The organism is Pseudomonas sp. R28(2017) (genome assembly GCF_002112505.1).
In the GTDB taxonomy this organism is placed as follows: Bacteria; Pseudomonadota; Gammaproteobacteria; order Pseudomonadales; family Pseudomonadaceae; genus Aquipseudomonas.
In genome coordinates this window covers 1-19,535 of sequence record NZ_NEHW01000010.1, presented here as the reverse complement: position 1 = coordinate 19,535, position 19,535 = coordinate 1, and the positions used below count along the sequence as shown (strand labels likewise).

Sequence of the window (19,535 nt, the reverse complement as noted above, 5' to 3'; positions counted from 1 at the left end):
ACAATGGAGGTCAAAGCGGCCGCTGGCCTATAATGCGCGCCGATTTTTGGGTATGAGTTTCGGGGTAGTGACATGAGCACAGAAGATCCACGCTTTGCCGGGGTTGCCCGGTTGTACGGCGACGAGGGCCTGCAGCGTCTGAACAACGCCCACGTGGCGGTCGTCGGCATCGGCGGGGTCGGCTCGTGGGCGGCCGAAGCGCTGGCGCGCAGTGGCGTGGGTGAAATCACCCTGTTCGACCTGGACGATGTCTGTGTCAGCAACACCAACCGCCAGGCTCACGCCCTGGAAGGCCAGGTGGGGCGGCCCAAGGTCGAGGTGATGGCCGAGCGCCTGCGGGCGATCAATCCGGCGATCACGGTGCACGCGGTGGCGGATTTCGTCACCCGTGAGACCATGGCCGAATACATCACCGAAGCGATGGATGCAGTGATCGACTGCATCGACAGCGTGATGGCCAAGGCCGCGCTGATCGCCTGGTGCCGGCGCCGCAAGATTGCCATCGTCACCACCGGTGGTGCCGGCGGGCAGATCGACCCGACACAGATCCAGGTTGGCGACCTCAACAAGACCTTCAACGACCCGCTGGCTTCGCGGGTGCGCTCGACCCTGCGCCGGGACTACAACTTCTCGCGCAATACCAGCCGCAACTATGGCGTGCCCTGTGTGTTTTCCAGCGAGCAGCTGCGTTATCCGAAGGGCGACGGCAGTGTCTGCCTGCAGAAGAGCTTTGTCGGTGAAGGCGTGCGCCTGGACTGCGCGGGGGGCTTTGGTGCGGTGATGATGGTGACCGCGACCTTCGGCATGGTGGCGGCGAGCAAGGCGATCGAGAAGCTGGTGGCCGGGGCGCGACGGCCCTCGGAACGGGTAAAACCCGAATAGTCGTGTTGGGTTCTTCGCGGGCAAGCCCGCTCCCACAGGTAACGCGTTGTCCTGACGGCTGGCGCTATGTCTGTGGGAGCGGGCTTGCCCGCGAAGCAGGCACCGCCGATTCAGCAGGTGGCCGCCAGCTCCGCCATCCGTAGCAATACCGCATGCAGCCCATTGCTGCGCGATGGCGACAATTGCCGCTCCAGACCTAGCCGAGTAAACCACTCAGGCAGATCCAGCTCGGCCAGTTCCGCACTGGCCAGCCCTTGTACACGCACCAGCAACAGGGCCAGCAACCCGCGCAACAACCGCGCATCACTGGCCGCCTTGAATCGCCACTGCCCCTCGACCTGTTCGGCGACCAGCCACACCAGGCTTTCGCAGCCATGCACGCGATTAGCCTCGACCTTCTCCGCCTCGCTCAGCGGCGCCAGCCGATCACCCCATTGCATCAGCAGGCGCGCCCGCTGTTCCCAGCCACGGGCCTGTTCGAAACTGGCCAATGCCTCCTGGGCCTGTACCGGCAAACTCACCGCAACAGCTCCAGGCCCTGGTCCAGCGCCTCGAAGAACCGTTGCAGGTCGTCACTGTCGTTGTACAGCCCCAGCGACACCCGGATCGCCCCCTCCAGCCCCATTCCCTTGAGCAGCGGCATGGCGCAGTGATGCCCTGCGCGTACGGCAATGCCTTGCTCGGTCAGCATATGGGCGATGTCGGCGTTGTGTACGCCTTCGATGACGAAGCTGGCCAGGGCCGCCTGTGGTGTGCCAAGGACGCGCACACCCTCGCGGTCGGCCAGGCCGCGCAACAGGTGCTGGTGCAGGCTGGTTTCGTGGGCCTCGACAGCACGGCCATCGAGGCTGGCCAGGTAGTCCAGCGTCGCGCCCAGCCCGATCACTCCGGCGATCGGTGGGGTGCCGGCTTCGAAGCCCAGCGGTGCGGGACGGAAGCTGGCGCTCTGGTAGTCGGCCAGTTGCACCATTTCACCGCCGAACTGCCAGTGGCGCAGCAGTTCCAGGGCCTGGCCACGGCCGTACAGCACGCCGACACCTTCCGGCCCATACAGCTTATGGCATGAGAATACATAGAAGTCGCAACCCAGTTGCTGCACATCATGGCGGCCATGCACCACGCCCTGGGCACCATCGACCACGGTCAGCGCGCCTTGTGCGCGGGCGTGGGCCAGCAACGCAGGCAGGGGTTGCCAGGTACCGAGCACGTTGGACAGCTGGCTGACGGCGAGCACGCGGGTACGCGGGCCGATCAATTGCAGCGCCTGGTCCAGGTCGATACGGCCATGCGCGTCCAGCGGCAGCACCACCAGGCGCAGGTTGCGACGCCGGGCCAGTTGTTGCCAGGGCAGCAGGTTGGCGTGGTGTTCCAGCGCGCTGATGGCAATCTCGTCGCCCGCTTCGAACCGGTGTTCCAGGCCATAGGCCAGCAGGTTCAGCGCCGAGGTGGCGCCATGGGTGAAGACGATCTGACGTGAGTCCGCGGCATTGAGCCAGGCGGCCACCTTGTCGCGGCTGGCCTCGAAAGCCTGGGTGGCCAGCGCGCCGGGCAGGTGCTGGGCGCGGTGCACGTTGGCGGCGCCGTGGCCGTAGTAATGGCTCAGGGCATCAAGCAACGCCTGGGGCTTCTGGGTGGTGGCGGCGCTGTCCAGGTAGGCCTGGTGCTGCCGTTGCAGGGCGGCGATGGCAGGGAAATCGGCGCGCCAGGGAGAGGGCTGGAACATGTTCGCGGGGCCTGGAATGAAAATCGGGTCTGGCGCGTGCGCGCCAGACCCGATCTTAGCACTTCAAACGCTGGAAGGTTTTCAGTTGTGGGCGTGCAGCGCCTCGTTCAGCTCGATGGCCGACTTGTGGGTCTTGCACTCCACGGCGCCGTTCAGCGAGTTGCGGCGGAACAGCAGGTCGGTCTGGCCGGCCAGGTCGCGTGCCTTGACCACTTTCACCAGCTCGTTGTTCTCGTCGAGCAGGTTCACCTTGGTGCCAGCGGTGATGTACAGGCCGGCTTCTACGGTGTTGCGGTCGCCCAGCGGAATGCCGATACCGGCGTTGGCGCCGATCAGGCAGCCTTCGCCGACCTTGATGACGATGTTGCCGCCACCGGACAGGGTGCCCATGGTCGAGCAGCCGCCGCCCAGGTCCGAGCCCTTGCCGACGAATACGCCTGCGGAAACGCGGCCTTCGATCATGCCCGGGCCTTCGGTGCCGGCGTTAAAGTTGACGAAGCCTTCGTGCATGATGGTGGTGCCTTCGCCGATGTAGGCGCCCAGGCGCACACGGGCGGTGTCGGCGATGCGCACGCCGGCGGGGACCACGTAGTCGGTCATCTTCGGGAACTTGTCTACCGAGAACACTTCCAGCAGCTCGCCCTTCAGGCGTGCTTCCAGTTGCAGCTCGGCCAGTTCGCTCAGGTCGACGGCACCCTGGTTGGTCCAGGCCACGTTCGGCAGCAGCGGGAAGATGCCGGCCAGGCTCAGGCCGTGCGGCTTGACCAGGCGGTGCGACAGCAGGTGCAGCTTGAGGTAGGCCTCCGGGGTCGAAGCCAGTGCGGCGTCTTCGGCCAGCAGGGTGGCGACCAGCGGCTTGTGGCTTTCGGCCAGGCGGGTCAGCAGGGCTGCCTGGGCGGCGTCGACGCCTTTGACGGCTTCGGCCAGCTGGGCGGCCTGGGCGTTGCTGAAGGCGATGGCCTGGTTGCCACCTTCGTAGCCGAGGATTGGCGCTACTGCGGCAACCAGCTCGGCGCTCGGGTTGAGCAGGGGCTGTGCGTAGAACACTTCCAGCCAGGTGCCCTGGCGGTTCTGGGAGCCGACGCCGAAGGCCAGGCTGAACAGGGTATTGGACATGTGATTACCTCGTGCGAAATAGGGTAGGGGCTCAGGCCAGCGCGGCGGCGTACAGGTCGGGCTTGAAGCCGACCAGCGTGCGCTCGCCAAGGTCGAGCACCGGGCGCTTGATCATCGACGGCTGGGCATGCATCAGTTCGACGGCCTTGGCCTGGTCGAGGTCGGCCTTGCTGGCGTCATCGAGCTTGCGGAAGGTGGTGCCGGCACGGTTGAGGATGACTTCCCAGCCGTGCTCGTCGCACCAGCGGTTCAGGCTGTCACGGTCGATGCCTTGGGTCTTGTAGTCGTGGAATTCGTAGGCGATGGCTTTGTCTTCGAGCCAGGTGCGCGCCTTCTTCATGGTGTCGCAGGCTTTGATGCCGTAGAGCGTGTAGGTCATTGTGTGCATTGAGGCCACAGGCTGCCCCAATCTCTCCATTTCCGATTTCAGTCGCGGGATTATGCGGGAAGCATTCTCGCGGCGCCACGCCCGTGGCGCCCCTGATTGCTGATCAGGCGGCGACCAGGCGCTGTACTGATCCGATGATCTCATCGCCATGTTGTTGTTCGGCCGTGCGCAGATCGAAGGCGCTCTGCAGGTTGAGCCAGAACTCGGGGGTGGTGTCCAGGCAGATGGACAGGCGCAGTGCCATGTCGGCGGACACACCACCCCGCTCGCGCAGGATATTGTTGACGGTTGGCGTGGCGACGCCGAGCGCCCTGGCCAGTGCAGCGGCACTGAAGCCCATTTCTTTCTGGAAGTCCTCGCGCAGGATTTCACCTGGATGTACTGGACGCATACCGTTCTTGAGCATGATGCACCTCAATGGTAATCGACAATTTCAACGTTGGCCGGGCCGTTTTCGGTCCAGATGAAGCACAGGCGCCATTGATCGTTGATACGAATGCTGTGCTGGCCCGCGCGGTTTCCGCTCAATGCCTCAAGGCGATTGCCAGGTGGCGAGCGCAGGTCCCGAAGTTCTGTTGCGGCTTCCAGAATGGCCAGCTTGCGCTCCACGACAGACTTGATATCCGACCATCGTCGTGTTTTTCCGGTTGTGAAGAGTGCTTCCGTATCAGCACAGCTGAAGCTTCGAATCATCGACCTGAATGCTTAACGTTATTCGTTAAGGTTGATTATACGATCTGCCAGCAGCATTTCAAGCCCGTACCAGGCGGGTAAGCATCGGTAACGATGGCTGGGTATCATCGTGTTACATATTCATCCACCACCTGCGACTATCGTGCAGCGGCCTCGTTTCACTTTACCCCGCTAACATGTTGTTTCAATGGCGATCTCTCGCCCCCGCTGTCGTTTTTGGTTCACAAAGGAAGCTTTCACGGATGCAGTCCGCCTACACCGTCCTCATCCTGCTGACGCTGGTAAGCGTGTCGAAACTGGTCGGGCGGGTGATCCCGTTGCCGCTGCCGCTGGTGCAGATCGCCGCCGGCGCGCTGCTGGCGTGGCCGACCCTGGGCCTGCATGTGGCACTGGACCCCGAATTGTTCCTGTTCCTGTTCCTGCCACCCCTGCTGTTCGCCGACGGCTGGCGCATTCCCAAGCGCGAACTGTGGCGCATCCGTGGGCCCGTGGTGGCGCTGGCCGTGGGGCTGGTGCTGTTCACCGTGGTCGGCGCCGGGTACTTCATCCACTGGCTGTTGCCGAGCATTCCGCTGCCGGTGGCCTTCGCCCTGGCCGCCGTGCTGTCGCCCACCGACGCCGTGGCGGTGTCGGCCATCACCCAGGATCGCCTGCCGACCCCGCTGATGCACATGCTGCAAGGTGAGGCGTTGATGAACGATGCTTCGGGCCTGGTGACCTTCAAATTCGCCCTGGCCGCCGCCATCACCGGGGCATTCTCGCTGGCCGATGCCAGCTTCAGTTTCGTCCTGGTCGCCCTCGGCGGCCTGGCGGTGGGCGTGGCCCTGAGCTGGCTGATCGGCCGCCTGCGTGCCTGGATGATCGCCCGTGGCTGGGATGACCCGGCCACCCATGTGGTGTTCATGCTGCTGTTGCCATTTGCCGCCTATGTCCTGGCTGAACGCCTGGGCGTGTCGGGCATTCTCTCGGCAGTGGCCGCCGGCATGATGCAGAGCTGGCTCGACCTGTTGCCGCGCCAGACCAGCACGCGGCTGCTCAACCGCAGCGTCTGGTCGCTGCTGGAGTTCGCCTTCAATGGCCTGATCTTCCTGCTGTTGGGCCTGCAGCTGCCGGACATCATCAAGGCCGTGGTCAGCCACGAGGCCACCGTCTGGCCGACCCTGGCCTGGCGTTGCCTGGACGTGCTGGCGATCTTCGCCGCGCTGATTCTGCTGCGTTTTGTCTGGGTGCAGAGTATCTGGCGCTCGATCGGCGTGGTGCGCCGCTGGCGTGGCAAGCCGGCGCTGGTGTTGATGCCCACTGCACGCTCCTGCTGGCTGCTGACCTTGGGTGGCGTGCGTGGGGCGGTGACCCTGGCAGGTGTGATGTCGGTACCGTTGCTGATGGGGGCCGGCCAGGCGTTCCCTGAGCGTGACTTGCTGATCTTCATCGCTGCCGGGGTGATCCTGTTGTCGTTGATCAGTGCATGTCTTGCCCTGCCGCTGCTGCTGCGCGGAGTCACCAGAAGCCCGGACGAACGGTTGCATCAGGAAGTGCAGGAAGCCTGGCGACGTACGGCCGAGGCGGCGATCCATGCGCTTGAGGCTGAAGAAGTGATCGACGCAAGCGCGCCTCAGGACGCGGCCCAGGCGACCTTGGCCACGGAGCTGAAGGCGCGGTTGATGGCCGAGTATCGGGATGAACTGGACAGCTACAACGATACGGCCGAGGCACGGGCGCTGGCCGAACAGATGGACTTGCTGGAGCGACGCTTGCGCTTACGCGCGCTGCGGGCGCAGCGGCTGGAGCTGTATAACCTGCATCGCCAGCATCTGGTTGGGGATGAGGTGGTCAGGCAGGTGCTAGGTGAGCTGGATATGAGTGAAGCGAACCTGGGCCAGGTCAGGTAGATCTGCTTGAGGCCATTCGCGGGCAAGTCGGGGCGCAAAGCGCCCCTGTCAGTCAGCGATTCTGCAGGAAAGCGCGAATCCGCTCGGCCGCCTCGATGCACTCGGCCAGCGGCGCAACCAGCGCCATGCGCACCCGGCCAGCCCCCGGGTTCACACCGTCGACGTCACGCGACAGGTACGACCCCGGCACCACGGTCACATGCTGGGCCTCGAACAGGTCGCGGGTGAACGCGGCGTCATCGCCCGGCACCTTGGCCCACAGGTAGAAGCTGCCATCCGGGCGCTGCACGTCGAGCACGGGCTGCAGGATATCGAGCACGGCATCGTACTTGGCACGGTACTGGTCGCGGTTCTCGCGCACATGGGCCTCGTCCTGCCAGGCAGCGATGCTGGCCAGCTGGGTCTGCACCGGCATGGCACAGCCATGGTAGGTGCGGTACAGCAGGAACGGCTTGATGATCGACGCATCACCGGCGACGAAGCCCGAACGCAGGCCCGGCAGGTTGGAGCGCTTGGACAGGCTGTGGAACACCACGCAGCGCTTGAAGTCACTGCGGCCGAGCTCGGCGCAGGCGCTCAGCAGGCCCGGTGGCGGCGCGTCTTCGTCGAAGTACAGCTCGCTGTAGCACTCGTCGGCGGCGATCACGAAGTCGTGCTCGTCGGCCAGGGCGATCAGCTTCTTCAGGGTGTCCATCGGCACCAGCGCGCCGGTGGGGTTGCCCGGCGAGCACAGGAAGAGGATCTGGCAGCGCTTCCAGACCTCGGCCGGCACGGCGTCGAAGTCCGGGTTGAAGCCGTTGTCTTCCAGGCAGGGCAGGTAGTGCGGGGTAGCACCGGCCAGCAGCGCTGCGCCCTCGTAGATCTGGTAGAACGGGTTGGGGCTGACTACCAGGCCGTCATCGGCACGGTTGACCACGGCCTGGGTGAAGGCGAACAGGGCTTCGCGGGTGCCATTGACCGGCAGGATATGGTGGTCGGCATCCAGCCAGCCGGCTGGCACGCCGAAACGGCGCTCGCACCACTGGCCGATGGCCTGGCGCAGGGCCGGCAGGCCGAGGGTGCTCGGGTACACCGCCAGCTTGTCGAGGTTGTCAGCCATGGCCTGGGCGACGAATGCCGGCGATTCGTGCTTCGGCTCACCGATCGACAGGGCGATGGCGCGTTTGTCCGCCGCCGGCTTCACGGTGCCCAGCAGGGCGCGCAGTTTCTCGAACGGGTAGGGCTGAAGCTGGGTCAAGGCATGGTTCATCGGCGCAAGGTCTCGTCAATCGTCTAATCGTTAAAAAGTCACGCGGGTCGGGCTGGCATCGCTGGCCTGGCCGGCCTGCAGCTGCTGCACGATGGCTTCCTGCAGGCGGCTGCACAGCTGCGGGTCGGACAGCGGCTGGTTGTCGGCATCGGTGATGAAGAACACGTCCTCCACCCGCTCGCCGAGGGTGGCGATCTTGGCGTTCTGCAGCGACAGGTCGAACTCCAGGAAGATCCGCCCGATCCGCGCCAGCAGGCCAGGGCGGTCCGGTGCGGTGATCTCGAGGATGGTCACCGGGCGCTGGGCATCGTTGAGGATGGTCACCTGCGGCGGGAAGTTGAAGTGCTTGAGCTGGCGCGGCACTCGGCGCTGGATGATGGTCGGGTAGTCTTCCGGGTTGCGCAGCGCTTCGGTCAGGCCGTCGCGGATCTGCTTGACCCGCTGCGGGTTGTCGCCGATCGAGCCACCGTCGTTGTCGAGCACGATGTAGGTGTCGAGGGTGAACTGGCTGCTCGAGGTGATGATCCGCGCATCATGGATGTTCAGGTTCAGCTGCGACATGGCCGCCACGGTCACGGCGAAGAAGTCGTGCTGGTCGGGCGCGTAGATGAAGATCTGCGTGCCGCCCTCGAATTCGCGCTGGGTGGTTTCCTTGATCAGCACCAGCGGCCCGCCATCGGCCGGTTGCTGGAGGATGGCATCGCTGTGCCAGGCCACGTCGGCGGCGGTGTGCTTGAGGAAGTAGTCATCGCCCAGCTGCGACCACAGCTGCTCGACATCATCCGGGTCGGTGCCCTCGCGCACGAGGATGTCCAGCGCGGCCGACTGGGTCTGGCGGATCTGCTCCTCGCGATCCAGCGGGTTTTCCAGGCCGCGGCGCAGGGCACGCTTGGTCTCGGTGTACAGCTGCCGCAGCAGGCTGGCGCGCCAGGAGTTCCACAGGCTGGGGTTGGTGGCGTTGATGTCGGCCACGGTCAGCACATAGAGGTAGTCCAGGCGCGTTTCGTCGCCCACATGCAGGGCGAAATCGTTGATCACCTGCGGGTCGGACAGGTCCTTGCGCTGGGCGGTGGTCGACATCACCAGGTGGTTCTGCACCAGCCAGACGATCAACCGGCTGTCCCAGGCCGGCAGCTGGTGGCGCTCGCAGAACTTCTGCGCATCCACCGCACCGATCTCCGAGTGGTCGCCCTGGCGGCCCTTGCCGATGTCGTGGTACAGGCCGGCCAGGTAGATCAGTTCGGGCTTGGGCAGGCGGCCCATGAGCTTGCTGGCCAGCGGGAATTTCTCGGACACCGGCGTGTACTGCAGCTTGCGCAGGTGCTTGATGAGGTTGAGGGTGTGCGCATCGACCGTGTAGATGTGGAACAGGTCGTGCTGCATCTGCCCGACGATCAGGCCGAACTCCGGCAGGTAGCGGCCGAGGATGCCGTAGCGGTTCATCCGCCGCAGGTTGCGGTGGATGCCGATCTCGCACTTGAACAGCTCGATGAACAGGCTGGTGTTGCGGATGTCGTTGCGGAAGGTGTCGTCGATCAGGTGCCGGTGCTCGCGCAGCAGGCGCACGGTGTCGGCGCGCACGCCCTTGATCTCCGGGTGCTGGGCCATCAGCACGAAGATCTCCAGCATGGCGAACGGGGTGCGCTTGAACACGTTCGGCCTGACCGCTTCGATATAACCGTCGTGCAGGCGGAAGCGCGCGTTCAGCGGCTGGGTGGTGCCGCTGTCGTCATCGGCGAGGATGACTTCTTCGAAGTGCTGGATGATCAGGTCGCACAACTGGCTGATGCTCATCACCACCCGGTAGTACTGCTGCATGAACTGTTCGATGGCGCGCTTGGGGTTGTCGTCGCTGTAGCCGAGCAGCGCGGCGATGCTGCGCTGGTGGTCGAACAGCAGGCGGTCCTCGGCACGGCCGGCGAGCATGTGCAGGGCATAGCGCACTTTCCACAGGAAGTCCTGGGACGAGGCCAGCAGTTCGTTCTCGCTTTCCAGCAGGAAGCCTTCGCCGGCCAGGGCGTGCAGGTTCAGCGTGCCGTACTGGCGACGGGCCACCCAGAGCACGGTCTGGATATCGCGCAGGCCGCCGGGCGAGCCTTTGACGTTGGGCTCGAGGTTGTACTCGGTGTCGTTGTACTTGTGGTGGCGGGCCTTGAGTTCGGCGCGCTTGGCCAGGAAGAACTCCTTGCTCGGCCACATGTAGGTGGTGCTGGTCACCTCGAGCATGCGCTGGCGCAGGTCTTCGGGGCCGGCGATGGTGCGGCTTTCCATCAGGTTGGTGATCACCGTCAGGTCGGCACGAGCCTGCTCGGCGCATTCGCCGACGGTGCGCACGCTCTGGCCGACCTCCAGGCCGATGTCCCAGAGCAGGGTGAGGAAGCGCTCGATGGCCTCGCGGTACTGCTCATGCTCGGCGGCGCCGAGCAGGATCAGCAGGTCGATGTCCGAGTGCGGGTGCAGTTCACCGCGGCCATAGCCGCCAACCGCCACCAGGGCGATACCGCTCGGGTCGCCCCAGTCGAACTGGTTCCAGGCCTGTTGCAGGATATTGTCGACGAGCCAGGCACGGGCTTCGATCAGCGGGCGGATTTCGCAGCCTGCGCGAAAACGCTTGTCGAGCACCTCGCCGGCCTGGCGGATGGCTTTCTTGAAGGCGGCGATGGGGCTCGCCTTGAGGGCCAGTTCCGCCTGGAACTGGCCGCGGTCGAACAGCTCGGGATCCACCTGGGGCATCGCGTCGCGTTCCTGTCTAGGGGTTGCCTTGGGTGCAATCAGGCCGAGGTGCGCGGGATGGTGTCGTCCTTGCGCAGGGTGAAGATCTCGTAGCCGGTAGCGGTCACCACCAGGGTGTGCTCCCACTGGGCCGAGAGCTTGCGGTCCTTGGTGATGGCGGTCCAGCCGTCGCCCAGCACCTTGGTGTCGGCCTTGCCCTGGTTGATCATCGGCTCGATGGTGAAGGTCATGCCTTCCTTGAGCTCCATGCCGGTGCCGGCGCGGCCGTAGTGGAGGATCTGCGGCTCTTCATGGAACACCTTGCCGATGCCATGGCCACAGAACTCGCGCACCACGGAGAAGCCGTTCTTCTCGGCGTGCTTCTGGATCACTTCACCGATGTCGCCCAGGCGGCAGCCCGGCTTGACCAGCTCGATGGCCTTGTACATGCATTCCTGGGTGACCTTGGACAGGCGTTCGGCCCAGACCGGCACGGTGCCGACGTGGAACATGCGGCTGGTGTCGCCGTGGTAGCCGTCCTTGATCACGGTGACATCGATGTTGAGCGTGTCACCGTCCTTGAGCGGCTTGTCGTTGGGGATGCCGTGGCAGACCACATGGTTGATCGAGGTGCAGATCGACTTCGGGTAGCCCTTGTAGTTGAGGGGCGCCGGGATGGCCTGCTGGACGTTGACGATGTAGTCGTGGCACAGGCGGTCGAGCTCTTCGGTGGTGACGCCGGGCTTGACGTGTTCCTCGATCATTTCCAGCACCTCGGCGGCCAGGCGGCCGGCGATGCGCATCTTCTCGATGTCTTCTGCAGTCTTGATGGTGACGGTCATTACAGGCTCTCTACGGCGCCGCAGGCGGCGCGAACAAACGGGAAAGGCCGGATTCTAGCAGAGCAGGGCGGCATTCTGTCGGGATAAAGGCGGCCATGCTGCGGTCTATAGGAGGCATTCTGGCCTGTTTGCCAGGGTGCTGCAAAAACTGCTGACGGACGCGACCTGATCCGGGTTCCGTTCGCTCGCGGTCTGTGGTATAAAATGCGCCGCTTTCGGGGACGACCCCGTCAGCTCCAAACCCACACACGTGTCGACACGATGACCTGGGTGCCCCGGATCGCATGATTCGTGGGTTGGTCATTGGGATACGTGGAGGCCCAACCCGACTTATCAAGGAACTATCATGTCCCAAGTCAACATGCGCGATATGCTGAAGGCCGGTGTGCACTTCGGCCACCAGACCCGTTACTGGAACCCGAAAATGGGCAAGTACATTTTCGGCGCGCGTAACAAGATCCACATCATCAACCTGGAAAAAACCCTGCCGATGTTCAACGACGCTCTGTCGTTCGTAGAGCGCCTGGCCCAGGGCAAGAACAAGATCCTGTTCGTCGGCACCAAGCGTTCCGCCGGCAAGATCGTTGCCGAGCAAGCTGCTCGCGCAGGTTCGCCATACGTTGACCACCGTTGGTTGGGCGGCATGCTGACCAACTACAAGACCATCCGTGCTTCGATCAAGCGTCTGCGCGACCTGGAAACCCAGGCCGAAGATGGCACCTTCGCCAAGCTGACCAAGAAAGAAGCCCTGATGCGTTCGCGCGATCTGGAAAAGCTGGACCGCAGCCTGGGTGGTATCAAGGACATGGGCGGCCTGCCTGATGCCCTGTTCGTGATCGACGTTGACCACGAGCGCATTGCTATCACCGAAGCCAACAAGCTGGGCATCCCGGTTATCGGCGTTGTCGATACCAACAGCAGCCCAGAAGGCGTTGACTTCGTTATCCCAGGTAACGATGACGCCATCCGCGCTATCGAGCTGTACATGACTTCGATGGCTGACGCCGTCATCCGCGGCCGCAACAACGTTGCCGGCGGCACTGAAGTCTACGCTGAAGAAGCGGCTGCACCTGCTGCTGAGTAATAGGCGCTAGCGTCTACTTGGCACGCGAAAAGGGGGCTCTGCCCCCTTTTTGCCACCTTGAAATCCTGCTGTCAGCAACGGCCCCGCATGATGGGCGAGCTGATATAAAGGCAGCGATTTGCAGAATTTAACGCCCGTGACGAGCGGGTGGAATGGTTGAAAAACTTTCCAAGAGGATTTTGAAATGGCAGCAATTACTGCGGCGCTGGTCAAAGAACTGCGCGAGCGTACCGGCGAAGGCATGATGGATTGCAAAAAGGCCCTGGAAAAGGCCGGCGGCGACATCGAGAAAGCCATTGACGACATGCGTGCCTCGGGCGCCATCAAGGCCGCCAAGAAGGCTGGCAACGTGGCTGCTGAAGGCGCTATCGCCGTCAAGACCGACGGCAAAGCCGCCGTTCTGCTGGAAGTGAACTCGCAGACCGACTTCCTGGCCCTGCAAGACGACTTCAAGAACTTCGTGGCCGAAAGCCTGGAAGAAGCCTTCGCTCAGAAGCTGACCGACGCTGCCCCGCTGATCGCCTCGCGTGAAGCTGCTCGTGAAGCCCTGGTTGCCAAGTGCGGCGAGAACGTCAACATCCGTCGCCTGGTGCGCGTTGAAGGTGACGTCGTTGGCGCCTACCTGCACGGCAACAAGATCGGCGCTGCCGTTGTCCTGAAGGGCGGCGACATCGAGCTGGCCAAGAACATCGCCATGCACGTTGCAGCCTCGAACCCAGAGTTCCTGGATTCGTCGGAAATCTCCGCCGAGGCCATCGAGCGCGAGAAGGGCGTCTTCCTGCAGCTGAACGCTGACAAGATCGCCGGCAAGCCGGAAAACATCGTTGAGAACATGGTCAACGGTCGTATCGCCAAGTTCAAGGCCGAAGCCTCGCTGAAAGAGCAAGCCTTCGTCATGAACCCAGAAGTCAAAGTTGGCGAGCTGGCCAAGAAAGCCGGCGCTGAAATCGTTTCCTTCACCTACTTCAAGGTTGGCGAAGGCATCGAGAAGCCGGTCGACGACTTCGCTGCTGAAGTTGCCGCTCAGGTAGCCGCTGCCAAGCAGTAAGACAGCCCCGTCTGTCGCCCCAAAGAGGCTGCCCGCTCACGCGCGCAGCCTCTTTGTCAAAACGGCAAAGGGTTTATAAGGCCCGATGCTGCTGGCACCAAAACGGTGCCACGCTACAGTTAGCAAGCCGAAAACGGCTCGCACGAATTTTCTAAAAGTACGCCGCAGGAGAGACTCGCAATGGCTCAGCAGGTGAGTGGTCGCCAACCTCGCTATAAACGCATTTTGCTCAAACTTAGCGGCGAGGCCCTGATGGGCTCGGAAGACTTCGGGATCGATCCGAAGGTGCTGGATCGCATGGCCCTTGAAGTCGGCCAGCTGGTAGGGATCGGCGTTCAGGTCGGCCTGGTGATCGGTGGTGGCAACCTGTTCCGCGGCGCAGCGCTCAGCGCAGCCGGCATGGACCGCGTCACCGGCGACCACATGGGCATGCTGGCTACCGTGATGAACGGCCTGGCCATGCGCGATGCGCTGGAGCGTTCGAACATCCCGGCCCTGGTCATGTCGGCCATTTCCATGGTTGGCGTCACCGATCATTACGATCGTCGCAAAGCTATTCGCCACCTCAACTCCGGGGATGTGGTAATTTTCTCTGCCGGTACCGGCAACCCGTTCTTCACCACCGACTCTGCAGCCTGCCTGCGCGCCATCGAAATCGATGCCGACGTGGTGCTGAAGGCGACCAAGGTCGATGGCGTGTACACTGCCGACCCATTCAAGGATCCGCATGCCGAGAAGTTCGATCACCTGACCTATGACGAGGTCTTGGATCGCAAGTTGGGTGTGATGGACCTGACCGCAATTTGCCTGTGCCGTGACCACAAGATGCCATTGCGGGTATTCAACATGAACAAGCCTGGCGCCCTGCTGAACATCGTGGTGGGTGGCGCTGAAGGTACTCTGATCGAGGAAGGCCAAGCATGATCAACGACATCAAGAAAGACGCGCAGGAGCGCATGGGCAAGTCCATCGAAGCCCTGGCACGCAACCTGGCGGCGATCCGTACCGGTCGCGCCCACCCAAGCATCCTGGACAGTGTCAAGGTCACGGCCTGGGGCAGCGAGATGCCGCTGAACCAGGTAGCTGCGATCACCGTCGAAGACGCCCGCACCCTGAAGATCGTCGCGCACGACAAGAACCTCAGCGCGGCCATCGAGAAGGCCATCCTGACCTCCGACCTGGGCCTGAACCCGTCCAGCGCCGGTACCACCATCCGCGTCCCGATGCCGGCCCTGACCGAAGAGACCCGCAAGGGCTACACCAAGCAGGCCAGCGGCGTTGCCGAAGACGCCAAGGTGGCCGTGCGCAACGTGCGTCGTGATGCCCTGGGTGACCTGAAGAAGCTGACCAAGGACAAGGAAATCAGCGAAGACGAAGAACGTCGCGCCGCTGATGAAATCCAGAAGCTGACCGACAAGTTCATTGCTGAAGTCGATGCTGCTTACAAAGCCAAGGAAAAGGACCTGATGGCCGTTTAAGGCCGAGGTTTTTTAATGGAAAAGTCCAAGTTGGCGGCACCATCGTCGGTGCCGCGTCATGTCGCGATCATCATGGATGGCAACAACCGCTGGGCGAAGAAGCGCCTTTTGCCCGGCGTCGCCGGGCACAAGGCCGGCGTCGATGCGGTGCGCGCGGTCATCGAGGTGTGTGCCGAATCCGGGGTCGAGGTGCTGACCCTGTTCGCGTTCTCCAGTGAGAACTGGCAGCGCCCGGCCGACGAGGTCGGGGCGTTGATGGAGCTGTTCTTCTCGGCCTTGCGCCGTGAGGCCCGGCGCCTCAACGAGAACAACATCAGCCTGCGCATCATCGGCGACCGTTCGCGTTTCCACCCCGAACTGCAGGCTGCCATGCGCGAAGCCGAGGCGCTGACCGCGGGCAGCAACCGCTTCATCCTGCAGATCGCCGCCAACTACGGCGGTCAGTGGGATATCGCCCAGGCCGCCCAGCGCCTGGCGCGTGAGGTTCAGGCCGGCCATCTGCGCCCGGACGACATCACCCCGGGCCTGCTGCAGACCTGCCTGGCCACAGGCGAGCTGCCCTTGCCCGACCTGTGCATCCGCACCGGTGGCGAGCACCGTATCAGCAACTTCCTGCTGTGGCAGCTGGCCTACGCCGAGCTGTACTTCTCCGACCTCTACTGGCCGGATTTCAAACACGAGGCCATGCGCAAAGCCCTGGCCGATTTCGCTTCGCGCCAGCGCCGCTTCGGTAAGACCAGCGAGCAGGTCGAGGCTGGAGCTCGTGCTTAATGCTTAAACAACGCATCATTACTGCGCTGATCCTGTTGCCGGTCGCGCTGGGCGGTTTCTTCCTGCTCAACGGTGGGGACTTCGCCCTGTTCATCGGCTTCGTGGTGACCCTCGGTGCCTGGGAGTGGGCGCGCCTGGCCGGGCTTGTGGCCCAGCCGCTGCGCATCGCCTATGCCGCCGTGGTCGCCGGAGCGCTGATGCTGCTCCACCTCATGCCGGATCTGGCACCCTGGGTGCTCGGCGCTTCTGTCATCTGGTGGGGGCTGGCCACCTGGCTGGTGTTGACCTATCCGCGCAGCAGCGAGCTGTGGGCCAGTGCGGCCTGCAAGCTGCTGATCGGCCTGCTGATCCTGTTGCCGGCCTGGCAAGGGCTGATCCTGCTCAAGCACTGGCAGTTGGGTAACTGGCTGATCCTGTCGGTCATGGTGCTGGTCTGGGCGGCCGATATCGGTGCCTATTTCTCCGGCCGTGCCTTCGGCAGGCGCAAGCTTGCGCCGCAGGTGAGCCCGGGCAAGAGCTGGGAAGGCGTCTATGGCGGCCTGGCGGTCAGCCTGGTGATCACCCTGGTGGTCGGCATCAGCCGTGACTGGGGCTTCGGCCAGCTTCTGCTGGGGCTGCTGGGTGCTGCGCTGGTGGTTATGTCGTCGGTGATCGGCGATCTGACCGAGAGCATGTTCAAGCGCCGTGCCGGCATCAAGGACAGCAGCAACCTGCTGCCAGGCCATGGTGGTGTGCTCGATCGCATCGACAGCCTGACGGCAGCGATCCCGATCTTTGCCGTGCTGCTGTGGGCCGCCGAATGGGGTGTGATGTGAGCAGCGTGCAGCGTATTACCGTCCTGGGTGCTACCGGCTCGATCGGCCTCAGCACCCTCGACGTGATTGCACGGCACCCCGAGCGTTACCAGGTCTTCGCGCTGAGCGGCTATTCGCGCATCGACGAGCTGTTGGCCCTGTGCGTCAAGCACCGTCCGGTGTATGCCGTGGTGCCCAATGGCGAGGCCGCTGCGCGCCTGCGTGATGGCCTGATAGGTGCCGGCTGTGCCACGCAGGTGCTGGAAGGGGAGGCGGGCCTCTGTGAGGTCGCAGCGGCCCCTGAAGTGGATGCGGTGATGGCGGCCATTGTCGGTGCTGCCGGCTTGCGCCCGACCCTGGCAGCGGTCGAGGCAGGCAAGAAGGTATTGCTGGCCAACAAGGAAGCGCTGGTGATGTCCGGCGCGTTGTTCATGGACGCCGTGCGTCGCAGTGGGGCGGTGCTGTTGCCGATCGACAGCGAGCACAATGCGATCTTCCAGTGCCTGCCCGGCGATTATGCCCGTGGCCTGAGCCAGGTTGGCGTGCGCCGCATCCTGCTGACTGCCTCGGGTGGGCCGTTCCGCGAGACGCCCCAGGCGGCCCTGGTCGACGTCACGCCGGAGCAGGCCTGCGCCCACCCCAACTGGTCCATGGGCCGGAAGATTTCGGTGGACTCGGCCAGCATGATGAACAAGGGCCTGGAGCTGATCGAAGCCTGCTGGCTGTTCGATGCGGCGCCGGCCAAGGTCGAAGTGGTGGTGCATCCGCAAAGCGTGATCCACTCGCTGGTCGATTACGTCGATGGTTCGGTGCTGGCCCAGTTGGGCAATCCGGACATGCGCACCCCGATCGCCAACGCCCTGGCCTGGCCAGAGCGTATCGATTCGGGGGTTGCCCCGCTGGACTTGTTCGCCATCGCCCGTCTGGACTTCCAGGCGCCGGACGAACAACGCTTCCCCTGCCTGCGCCTTGCGCGCCAGGCGGCCGAGGCCGGGAACAGTGCACCTGCGGTGCTTAACGCGGCCAACGAGGTCGCGGTCGAGGCATTTCTCCAGCGGCGTATCCGCTTCCCGGAGATCGCGGGTATGATCGAACAGGTGCTGGATCAGGAACCTGTGGTGCCGCTGCTGTCGCTGGAGGCCGTGTTCGCGGCCGACCAGCGCGCCCGCGAGCTGGCTCGCGAGTGGCTGAGGCGTCACGGCCGTTGAGGCTGGTCGTTCTGCCAGGGTTCTGCTGAACGTCATTCGGAGATTGATATGACTGCGCTCTACATGATTGTCGGCACCCTGGTGGCCCTGGGTGTATTGGTCACGTTCCACGAATTCGGCCACTTCTGGGTCGCCCGCCGTTGCGGGGTCAAGGTGCTGCGCTTCTCCGTCGGCTTCGGCACGCCGCTGCTGCGCTGGCACGACCGCCAGGGCACCGAGTTCGTGGTGGCGGCGATCCCGCTGGGCGGCTACGTCAAGATGCTGGACGAGCGTGAAGGCGATGTGCCTGCGGCGCTCGCCCATCAGTCTTTCAATCGCAAGTCGGTGCGTCAGCGCATCGCGATCGTGGCGGCAGGCCCGATTGCCAACTTCCTCCTGGCCATCGTCTTCTTCTGGCTGTTGGCCATGCTCGGCACCCAGCAGGTCCGCCCGGTCATCGGCGCGGTCGAATCCGGGAGCCTGGCCGCGTCGGCCGGCCTCGCCGCTGGTCAGGAAATTGTATCTATTGATGGCAAGGCGACCAGCGGTTGGTCGGCGGTCAATCTGCAACTGGTTCGGCGTCTGGGCGAGAGCGGCACACTGCAGGTAGGTGTGCGCGACGAGGGTGCCAGTGCCGAGCGCCAGCTGCAGGTGAAACTGGACCATTGGCTTAAGGGGGCTGACGAGCCGGACCCTATCCAGTCGCTTGGCCTGCGCCCGTGGCGGCCGGCGGTGTCGCCGGTACTGGCCGAGATCGATCCGAGAGGCCCGGCCGCTGCCGCTGGTCTGAAGACTGGCGACAGGTTGCTTGCGCTCGACGGTGCTGCGCTGAGTGATTGGCAGCAGGTGGTGGACAGCGTTCGCGCCCGCCCGGATGCCCAGGTGGTGCTGCGTGTCGAGCGCGATGGTGCGGCCCTGGATGTGCCGGTCACGCTGGCTCGCAAAGGTGAAGGCAAGGCGGCCGGCGGCTATCTCGGGGCCGGTGTCAAGGGCGGCGAATGGCCGGCCAGCATGCTTCGCGAAGTCAGCTATGGCCCGCTGGAGGCCGTGGGGGAGGGCCTCTCGCGGACCTGGAACATGAGTGTTCTGACCCTCGAGTCGCTGAAGAAAATGCTGTTCGGGGAGCTCTCGGTAAAAAACTTGAGCGGACCGATAACCATTGCTAAAGTGGCGGGCGCTTCAGCCCAGTCCGGCGTGGGGGATTTCCTGAATTTCCTGGCCTACCTGAGCATTAGCCTGGGGGTTCTTAACCTGCTGCCCATTCCAGTACTGGATGGGGGGCATTTGCTGTTTTACCTGGTCGAGTGGGCGCGCGGTCGTCCGCTGTCGGAACGGGTGCAAGGTTGGGGGGTCCAGATCGGTATCAGTTTGGTCGTAGGGGTGATGTTGCTCGCCCTGATCAACGATCTGGGTCGACTTTAAAAGCTTCGCTCAATTGCGAACCTGCCGCCTCCATGCGGCGGGTTGTTTATTGCCAGTTGGAATAAAAGGACTTCATGAAACGTCTGCTGCTAACTGCGGTCATGTCCGCACTGATGATCGCTGAAGTTCACGCCGAGTCCTTCACTATCTCCGATATTCGCGTCAACGGCCTGCAGCGGGTATCCGCTGGCAGCGTGTTCGGCGCCTTGCCGCTCAACGTCGGCGACCAGGCCGACGATCGCCGCCTGGTGGACTCC

The 19,535-nt window shown here is 63.9% G+C and carries 19 protein-coding genes and 1 pseudogene; 11 read left to right on the top strand and 9 right to left on the bottom strand.

The features are described 5' to 3' along the window. The first annotated feature begins 72 nt into the window (after nucleotides 1-72). Nucleotides 73-882 (top strand): tRNA cyclic N6-threonylcarbamoyladenosine(37) synthase TcdA, encoded by an 810-nt coding sequence (gene tcdA / locus CAF78_RS17975; protein WP_085673277.1) that lies wholly within the window; start codon nucleotides 73-75, stop codon nucleotides 880-882. Nucleotides 883-992: 110 nt separating this feature from the next. On the opposite strand, the gene CAF78_RS17970 is transcribed toward tcdA, so the two are convergent. From CAF78_RS17970 to CAF78_RS17945, 6 genes are all read right to left on the bottom strand, one after another. Then, entirely contained in the window at nucleotides 993-1,403 is a 411-nt protein-coding gene (locus CAF78_RS17970; RefSeq protein ID WP_085673275.1) for a SufE family protein, read from the bottom strand. Beyond that, the gene (locus tag CAF78_RS17965; protein WP_085673273.1) at nucleotides 1,400-2,605 is read right to left on the bottom strand and encodes a cysteine desulfurase; all 1,206 of its coding nucleotides are present in this window, start codon (nucleotides 2,603-2,605) and stop codon (nucleotides 1,400-1,402) included. Before CAF78_RS17965 ends, CAF78_RS17970 begins: the two co-directional genes overlap by 4 nt. Before the next feature lie 81 nt (nucleotides 2,606-2,686). Further along, complete coding sequence (gene dapD, locus CAF78_RS17960; protein WP_085673271.1) at nucleotides 2,687-3,721, bottom strand: 2,3,4,5-tetrahydropyridine-2,6-dicarboxylate N-succinyltransferase; 1,035 nt, start codon at nucleotides 3,719-3,721, stop codon at nucleotides 2,687-2,689. A gap of 31 nt (nucleotides 3,722-3,752) precedes the next feature. Then, nucleotides 3,753-4,100, bottom strand: coding sequence for an ArsC family reductase (locus tag CAF78_RS17955; RefSeq protein WP_163986014.1), 348 nt, complete (start codon nucleotides 4,098-4,100; stop codon nucleotides 3,753-3,755). Between the two features lie 112 nt (nucleotides 4,101-4,212). After that, nucleotides 4,213-4,515, bottom strand: coding sequence for a type II toxin-antitoxin system antitoxin GraA (gene graA, locus CAF78_RS17950; protein ID WP_085673267.1), 303 nt, complete (start codon nucleotides 4,513-4,515; stop codon nucleotides 4,213-4,215). An 8-nt stretch (nucleotides 4,516-4,523) separates the two neighbouring features. Continuing rightward, nucleotides 4,524-4,802 (bottom strand): type II toxin-antitoxin system RelE/ParE family toxin, encoded by a 279-nt coding sequence (locus tag CAF78_RS17945; RefSeq protein ID WP_085673265.1) that lies wholly within the window; start codon nucleotides 4,800-4,802, stop codon nucleotides 4,524-4,526. 242 nt (nucleotides 4,803-5,044) lie between these two features. Here CAF78_RS17945 and CAF78_RS17940 point away from each other — a divergent pair, with 242 nt between their 5' ends. Beyond that, on the top strand, nucleotides 5,045-6,691 hold the full coding sequence (locus CAF78_RS17940; protein WP_085673263.1) for a Na+/H+ antiporter: 1,647 nt from the start codon (nucleotides 5,045-5,047) through the stop codon (nucleotides 6,689-6,691). 52 nt (nucleotides 6,692-6,743) lie between these two features. On the opposite strand, the gene dapC is transcribed toward CAF78_RS17940, so the two are convergent. Genes dapC through map form a run of 3 tightly spaced genes read right to left on the bottom strand, consistent with a single transcriptional unit; the run spans nucleotide 6,744 to nucleotide 11,494 of the window. After that, the gene (gene dapC, locus CAF78_RS17935; protein ID WP_085673261.1) at nucleotides 6,744-7,940 is read right to left on the bottom strand and encodes a succinyldiaminopimelate transaminase; all 1,197 of its coding nucleotides are present in this window, start codon (nucleotides 7,938-7,940) and stop codon (nucleotides 6,744-6,746) included. A 30-nt stretch (nucleotides 7,941-7,970) separates the two neighbouring features. Further along, nucleotides 7,971-10,673 (bottom strand): [protein-PII] uridylyltransferase, encoded by a 2,703-nt coding sequence (locus CAF78_RS17930; protein ID WP_085673259.1) that lies wholly within the window; start codon nucleotides 10,671-10,673, stop codon nucleotides 7,971-7,973. Between the two features lie 38 nt (nucleotides 10,674-10,711). Then, nucleotides 10,712-11,494, bottom strand: a complete 783-nt coding sequence (gene map, locus CAF78_RS17925) for a type I methionyl aminopeptidase (protein WP_004375406.1) — start codon at nucleotides 11,492-11,494, stop codon at nucleotides 10,712-10,714. A 346-nt stretch (nucleotides 11,495-11,840) separates the two neighbouring features. Between map and rpsB the strand changes: the two genes are divergently transcribed. The 9 genes and pseudogenes from rpsB to CAF78_RS17880 form a co-directional block, all read left to right on the top strand. After that, nucleotides 11,841-12,578, top strand: a complete 738-nt coding sequence (gene rpsB, locus CAF78_RS17920) for a 30S ribosomal protein S2 (protein ID WP_027920037.1) — start codon at nucleotides 11,841-11,843, stop codon at nucleotides 12,576-12,578. Between the two features lie 184 nt (nucleotides 12,579-12,762). Continuing rightward, nucleotides 12,763-13,626: a translation elongation factor Ts gene (gene tsf / locus CAF78_RS17915; RefSeq protein ID WP_085673257.1), complete on the top strand. Its 864-nt coding sequence runs from the start codon at nucleotides 12,763-12,765 to the stop codon at nucleotides 13,624-13,626. 180 nt (nucleotides 13,627-13,806) lie between these two features. After that, on the top strand, nucleotides 13,807-14,550 hold the full coding sequence (pyrH, locus tag CAF78_RS17910; protein ID WP_003252294.1) for a UMP kinase: 744 nt from the start codon (nucleotides 13,807-13,809) through the stop codon (nucleotides 14,548-14,550). Beyond that, entirely contained in the window at nucleotides 14,547-15,104 is a 558-nt protein-coding gene (gene frr, locus CAF78_RS17905) for a ribosome recycling factor (RefSeq protein WP_016712934.1), read from the top strand. The genes pyrH and frr overlap by 4 nt, the downstream gene beginning before the upstream one ends. Nucleotides 15,105-15,119: 15 nt before the next feature. After that, on the top strand, nucleotides 15,120-15,875 hold the full coding sequence (uppS, locus tag CAF78_RS17900) for a polyprenyl diphosphate synthase (protein ID WP_085673255.1): 756 nt from the start codon (nucleotides 15,120-15,122) through the stop codon (nucleotides 15,873-15,875). After that, nucleotides 15,875-16,690 (top strand): phosphatidate cytidylyltransferase, encoded by an 816-nt coding sequence (locus CAF78_RS17895; RefSeq protein ID WP_085673253.1) that lies wholly within the window; start codon nucleotides 15,875-15,877, stop codon nucleotides 16,688-16,690. Before uppS ends, CAF78_RS17895 begins: the two co-directional genes overlap by 1 nt. Further along, nucleotides 16,687-17,877 (top strand): 1-deoxy-D-xylulose-5-phosphate reductoisomerase, encoded by a 1,191-nt coding sequence (ispC, locus tag CAF78_RS17890; protein WP_085673251.1) that lies wholly within the window; start codon nucleotides 16,687-16,689, stop codon nucleotides 17,875-17,877. The genes CAF78_RS17895 and ispC overlap by 4 nt, the downstream gene beginning before the upstream one ends. 48 nt (nucleotides 17,878-17,925) lie before the next feature. Continuing rightward, nucleotides 17,926-19,278, top strand: a complete 1,353-nt coding sequence (gene rseP, locus CAF78_RS17885) for a sigma E protease regulator RseP (protein ID WP_085673249.1) — start codon at nucleotides 17,926-17,928, stop codon at nucleotides 19,276-19,278. Between the two features lie 74 nt (nucleotides 19,279-19,352). Then, nucleotides 19,353-19,535: pseudogene (locus CAF78_RS17880) on the top strand (outer membrane assembly protein); the annotation flags it as partial.

What these genes read in the sequence shown, in the direction of transcription:
- tcdA (WP_085673277.1), top strand. Translation starts at nt 73, where the DNA reads ATGAGCACAGAAGATCCACGCTTTGCCGGGGTTGCCCGGTTGTACGGC.
- CAF78_RS17965 (WP_085673273.1), bottom strand. Translation starts at nt 2,605, where the DNA reads ATGTTCCAGCCCTCTCCCTGGCGCGCCGATTTCCCTGCCATCGCCGCC.
- dapD (WP_085673271.1), bottom strand. Translation starts at nt 3,721, where the DNA reads ATGTCCAATACCCTGTTCAGCCTGGCCTTCGGCGTCGGCTCCCAGAAC.
- CAF78_RS17955 (WP_163986014.1), bottom strand. Translation starts at nt 4,100, where the DNA reads ATGACCTACACGCTCTACGGCATCAAAGCCTGCGACACCATGAAGAAG.
- graA (WP_085673267.1), bottom strand. Translation starts at nt 4,515, where the DNA reads ATGCTCAAGAACGGTATGCGTCCAGTACATCCAGGTGAAATCCTGCGC.
- CAF78_RS17945 (WP_085673265.1), bottom strand. Translation starts at nt 4,802, where the DNA reads ATGATTCGAAGCTTCAGCTGTGCTGATACGGAAGCACTCTTCACAACC.
- CAF78_RS17940 (WP_085673263.1), top strand. Translation starts at nt 5,045, where the DNA reads ATGCAGTCCGCCTACACCGTCCTCATCCTGCTGACGCTGGTAAGCGTG.
- dapC (WP_085673261.1), bottom strand. Translation starts at nt 7,940, where the DNA reads ATGAACCATGCCTTGACCCAGCTTCAGCCCTACCCGTTCGAGAAACTG.
- CAF78_RS17930 (WP_085673259.1), bottom strand. Translation starts at nt 10,673, where the DNA reads ATGCCCCAGGTGGATCCCGAGCTGTTCGACCGCGGCCAGTTCCAGGCG.
- map (WP_004375406.1), bottom strand. Translation starts at nt 11,494, where the DNA reads ATGACCGTCACCATCAAGACTGCAGAAGACATCGAGAAGATGCGCATC.
- rpsB (WP_027920037.1), top strand. Translation starts at nt 11,841, where the DNA reads ATGTCCCAAGTCAACATGCGCGATATGCTGAAGGCCGGTGTGCACTTC.
- tsf (WP_085673257.1), top strand. Translation starts at nt 12,763, where the DNA reads ATGGCAGCAATTACTGCGGCGCTGGTCAAAGAACTGCGCGAGCGTACC.
- pyrH (WP_003252294.1), top strand. Translation starts at nt 13,807, where the DNA reads ATGGCTCAGCAGGTGAGTGGTCGCCAACCTCGCTATAAACGCATTTTG.
- frr (WP_016712934.1), top strand. Translation starts at nt 14,547, where the DNA reads ATGATCAACGACATCAAGAAAGACGCGCAGGAGCGCATGGGCAAGTCC.
- uppS (WP_085673255.1), top strand. Translation starts at nt 15,120, where the DNA reads ATGGAAAAGTCCAAGTTGGCGGCACCATCGTCGGTGCCGCGTCATGTC.
- CAF78_RS17895 (WP_085673253.1), top strand. Translation starts at nt 15,875, where the DNA reads ATGCTTAAACAACGCATCATTACTGCGCTGATCCTGTTGCCGGTCGCG.
- rseP (WP_085673249.1), top strand. Translation starts at nt 17,926, where the DNA reads ATGACTGCGCTCTACATGATTGTCGGCACCCTGGTGGCCCTGGGTGTA.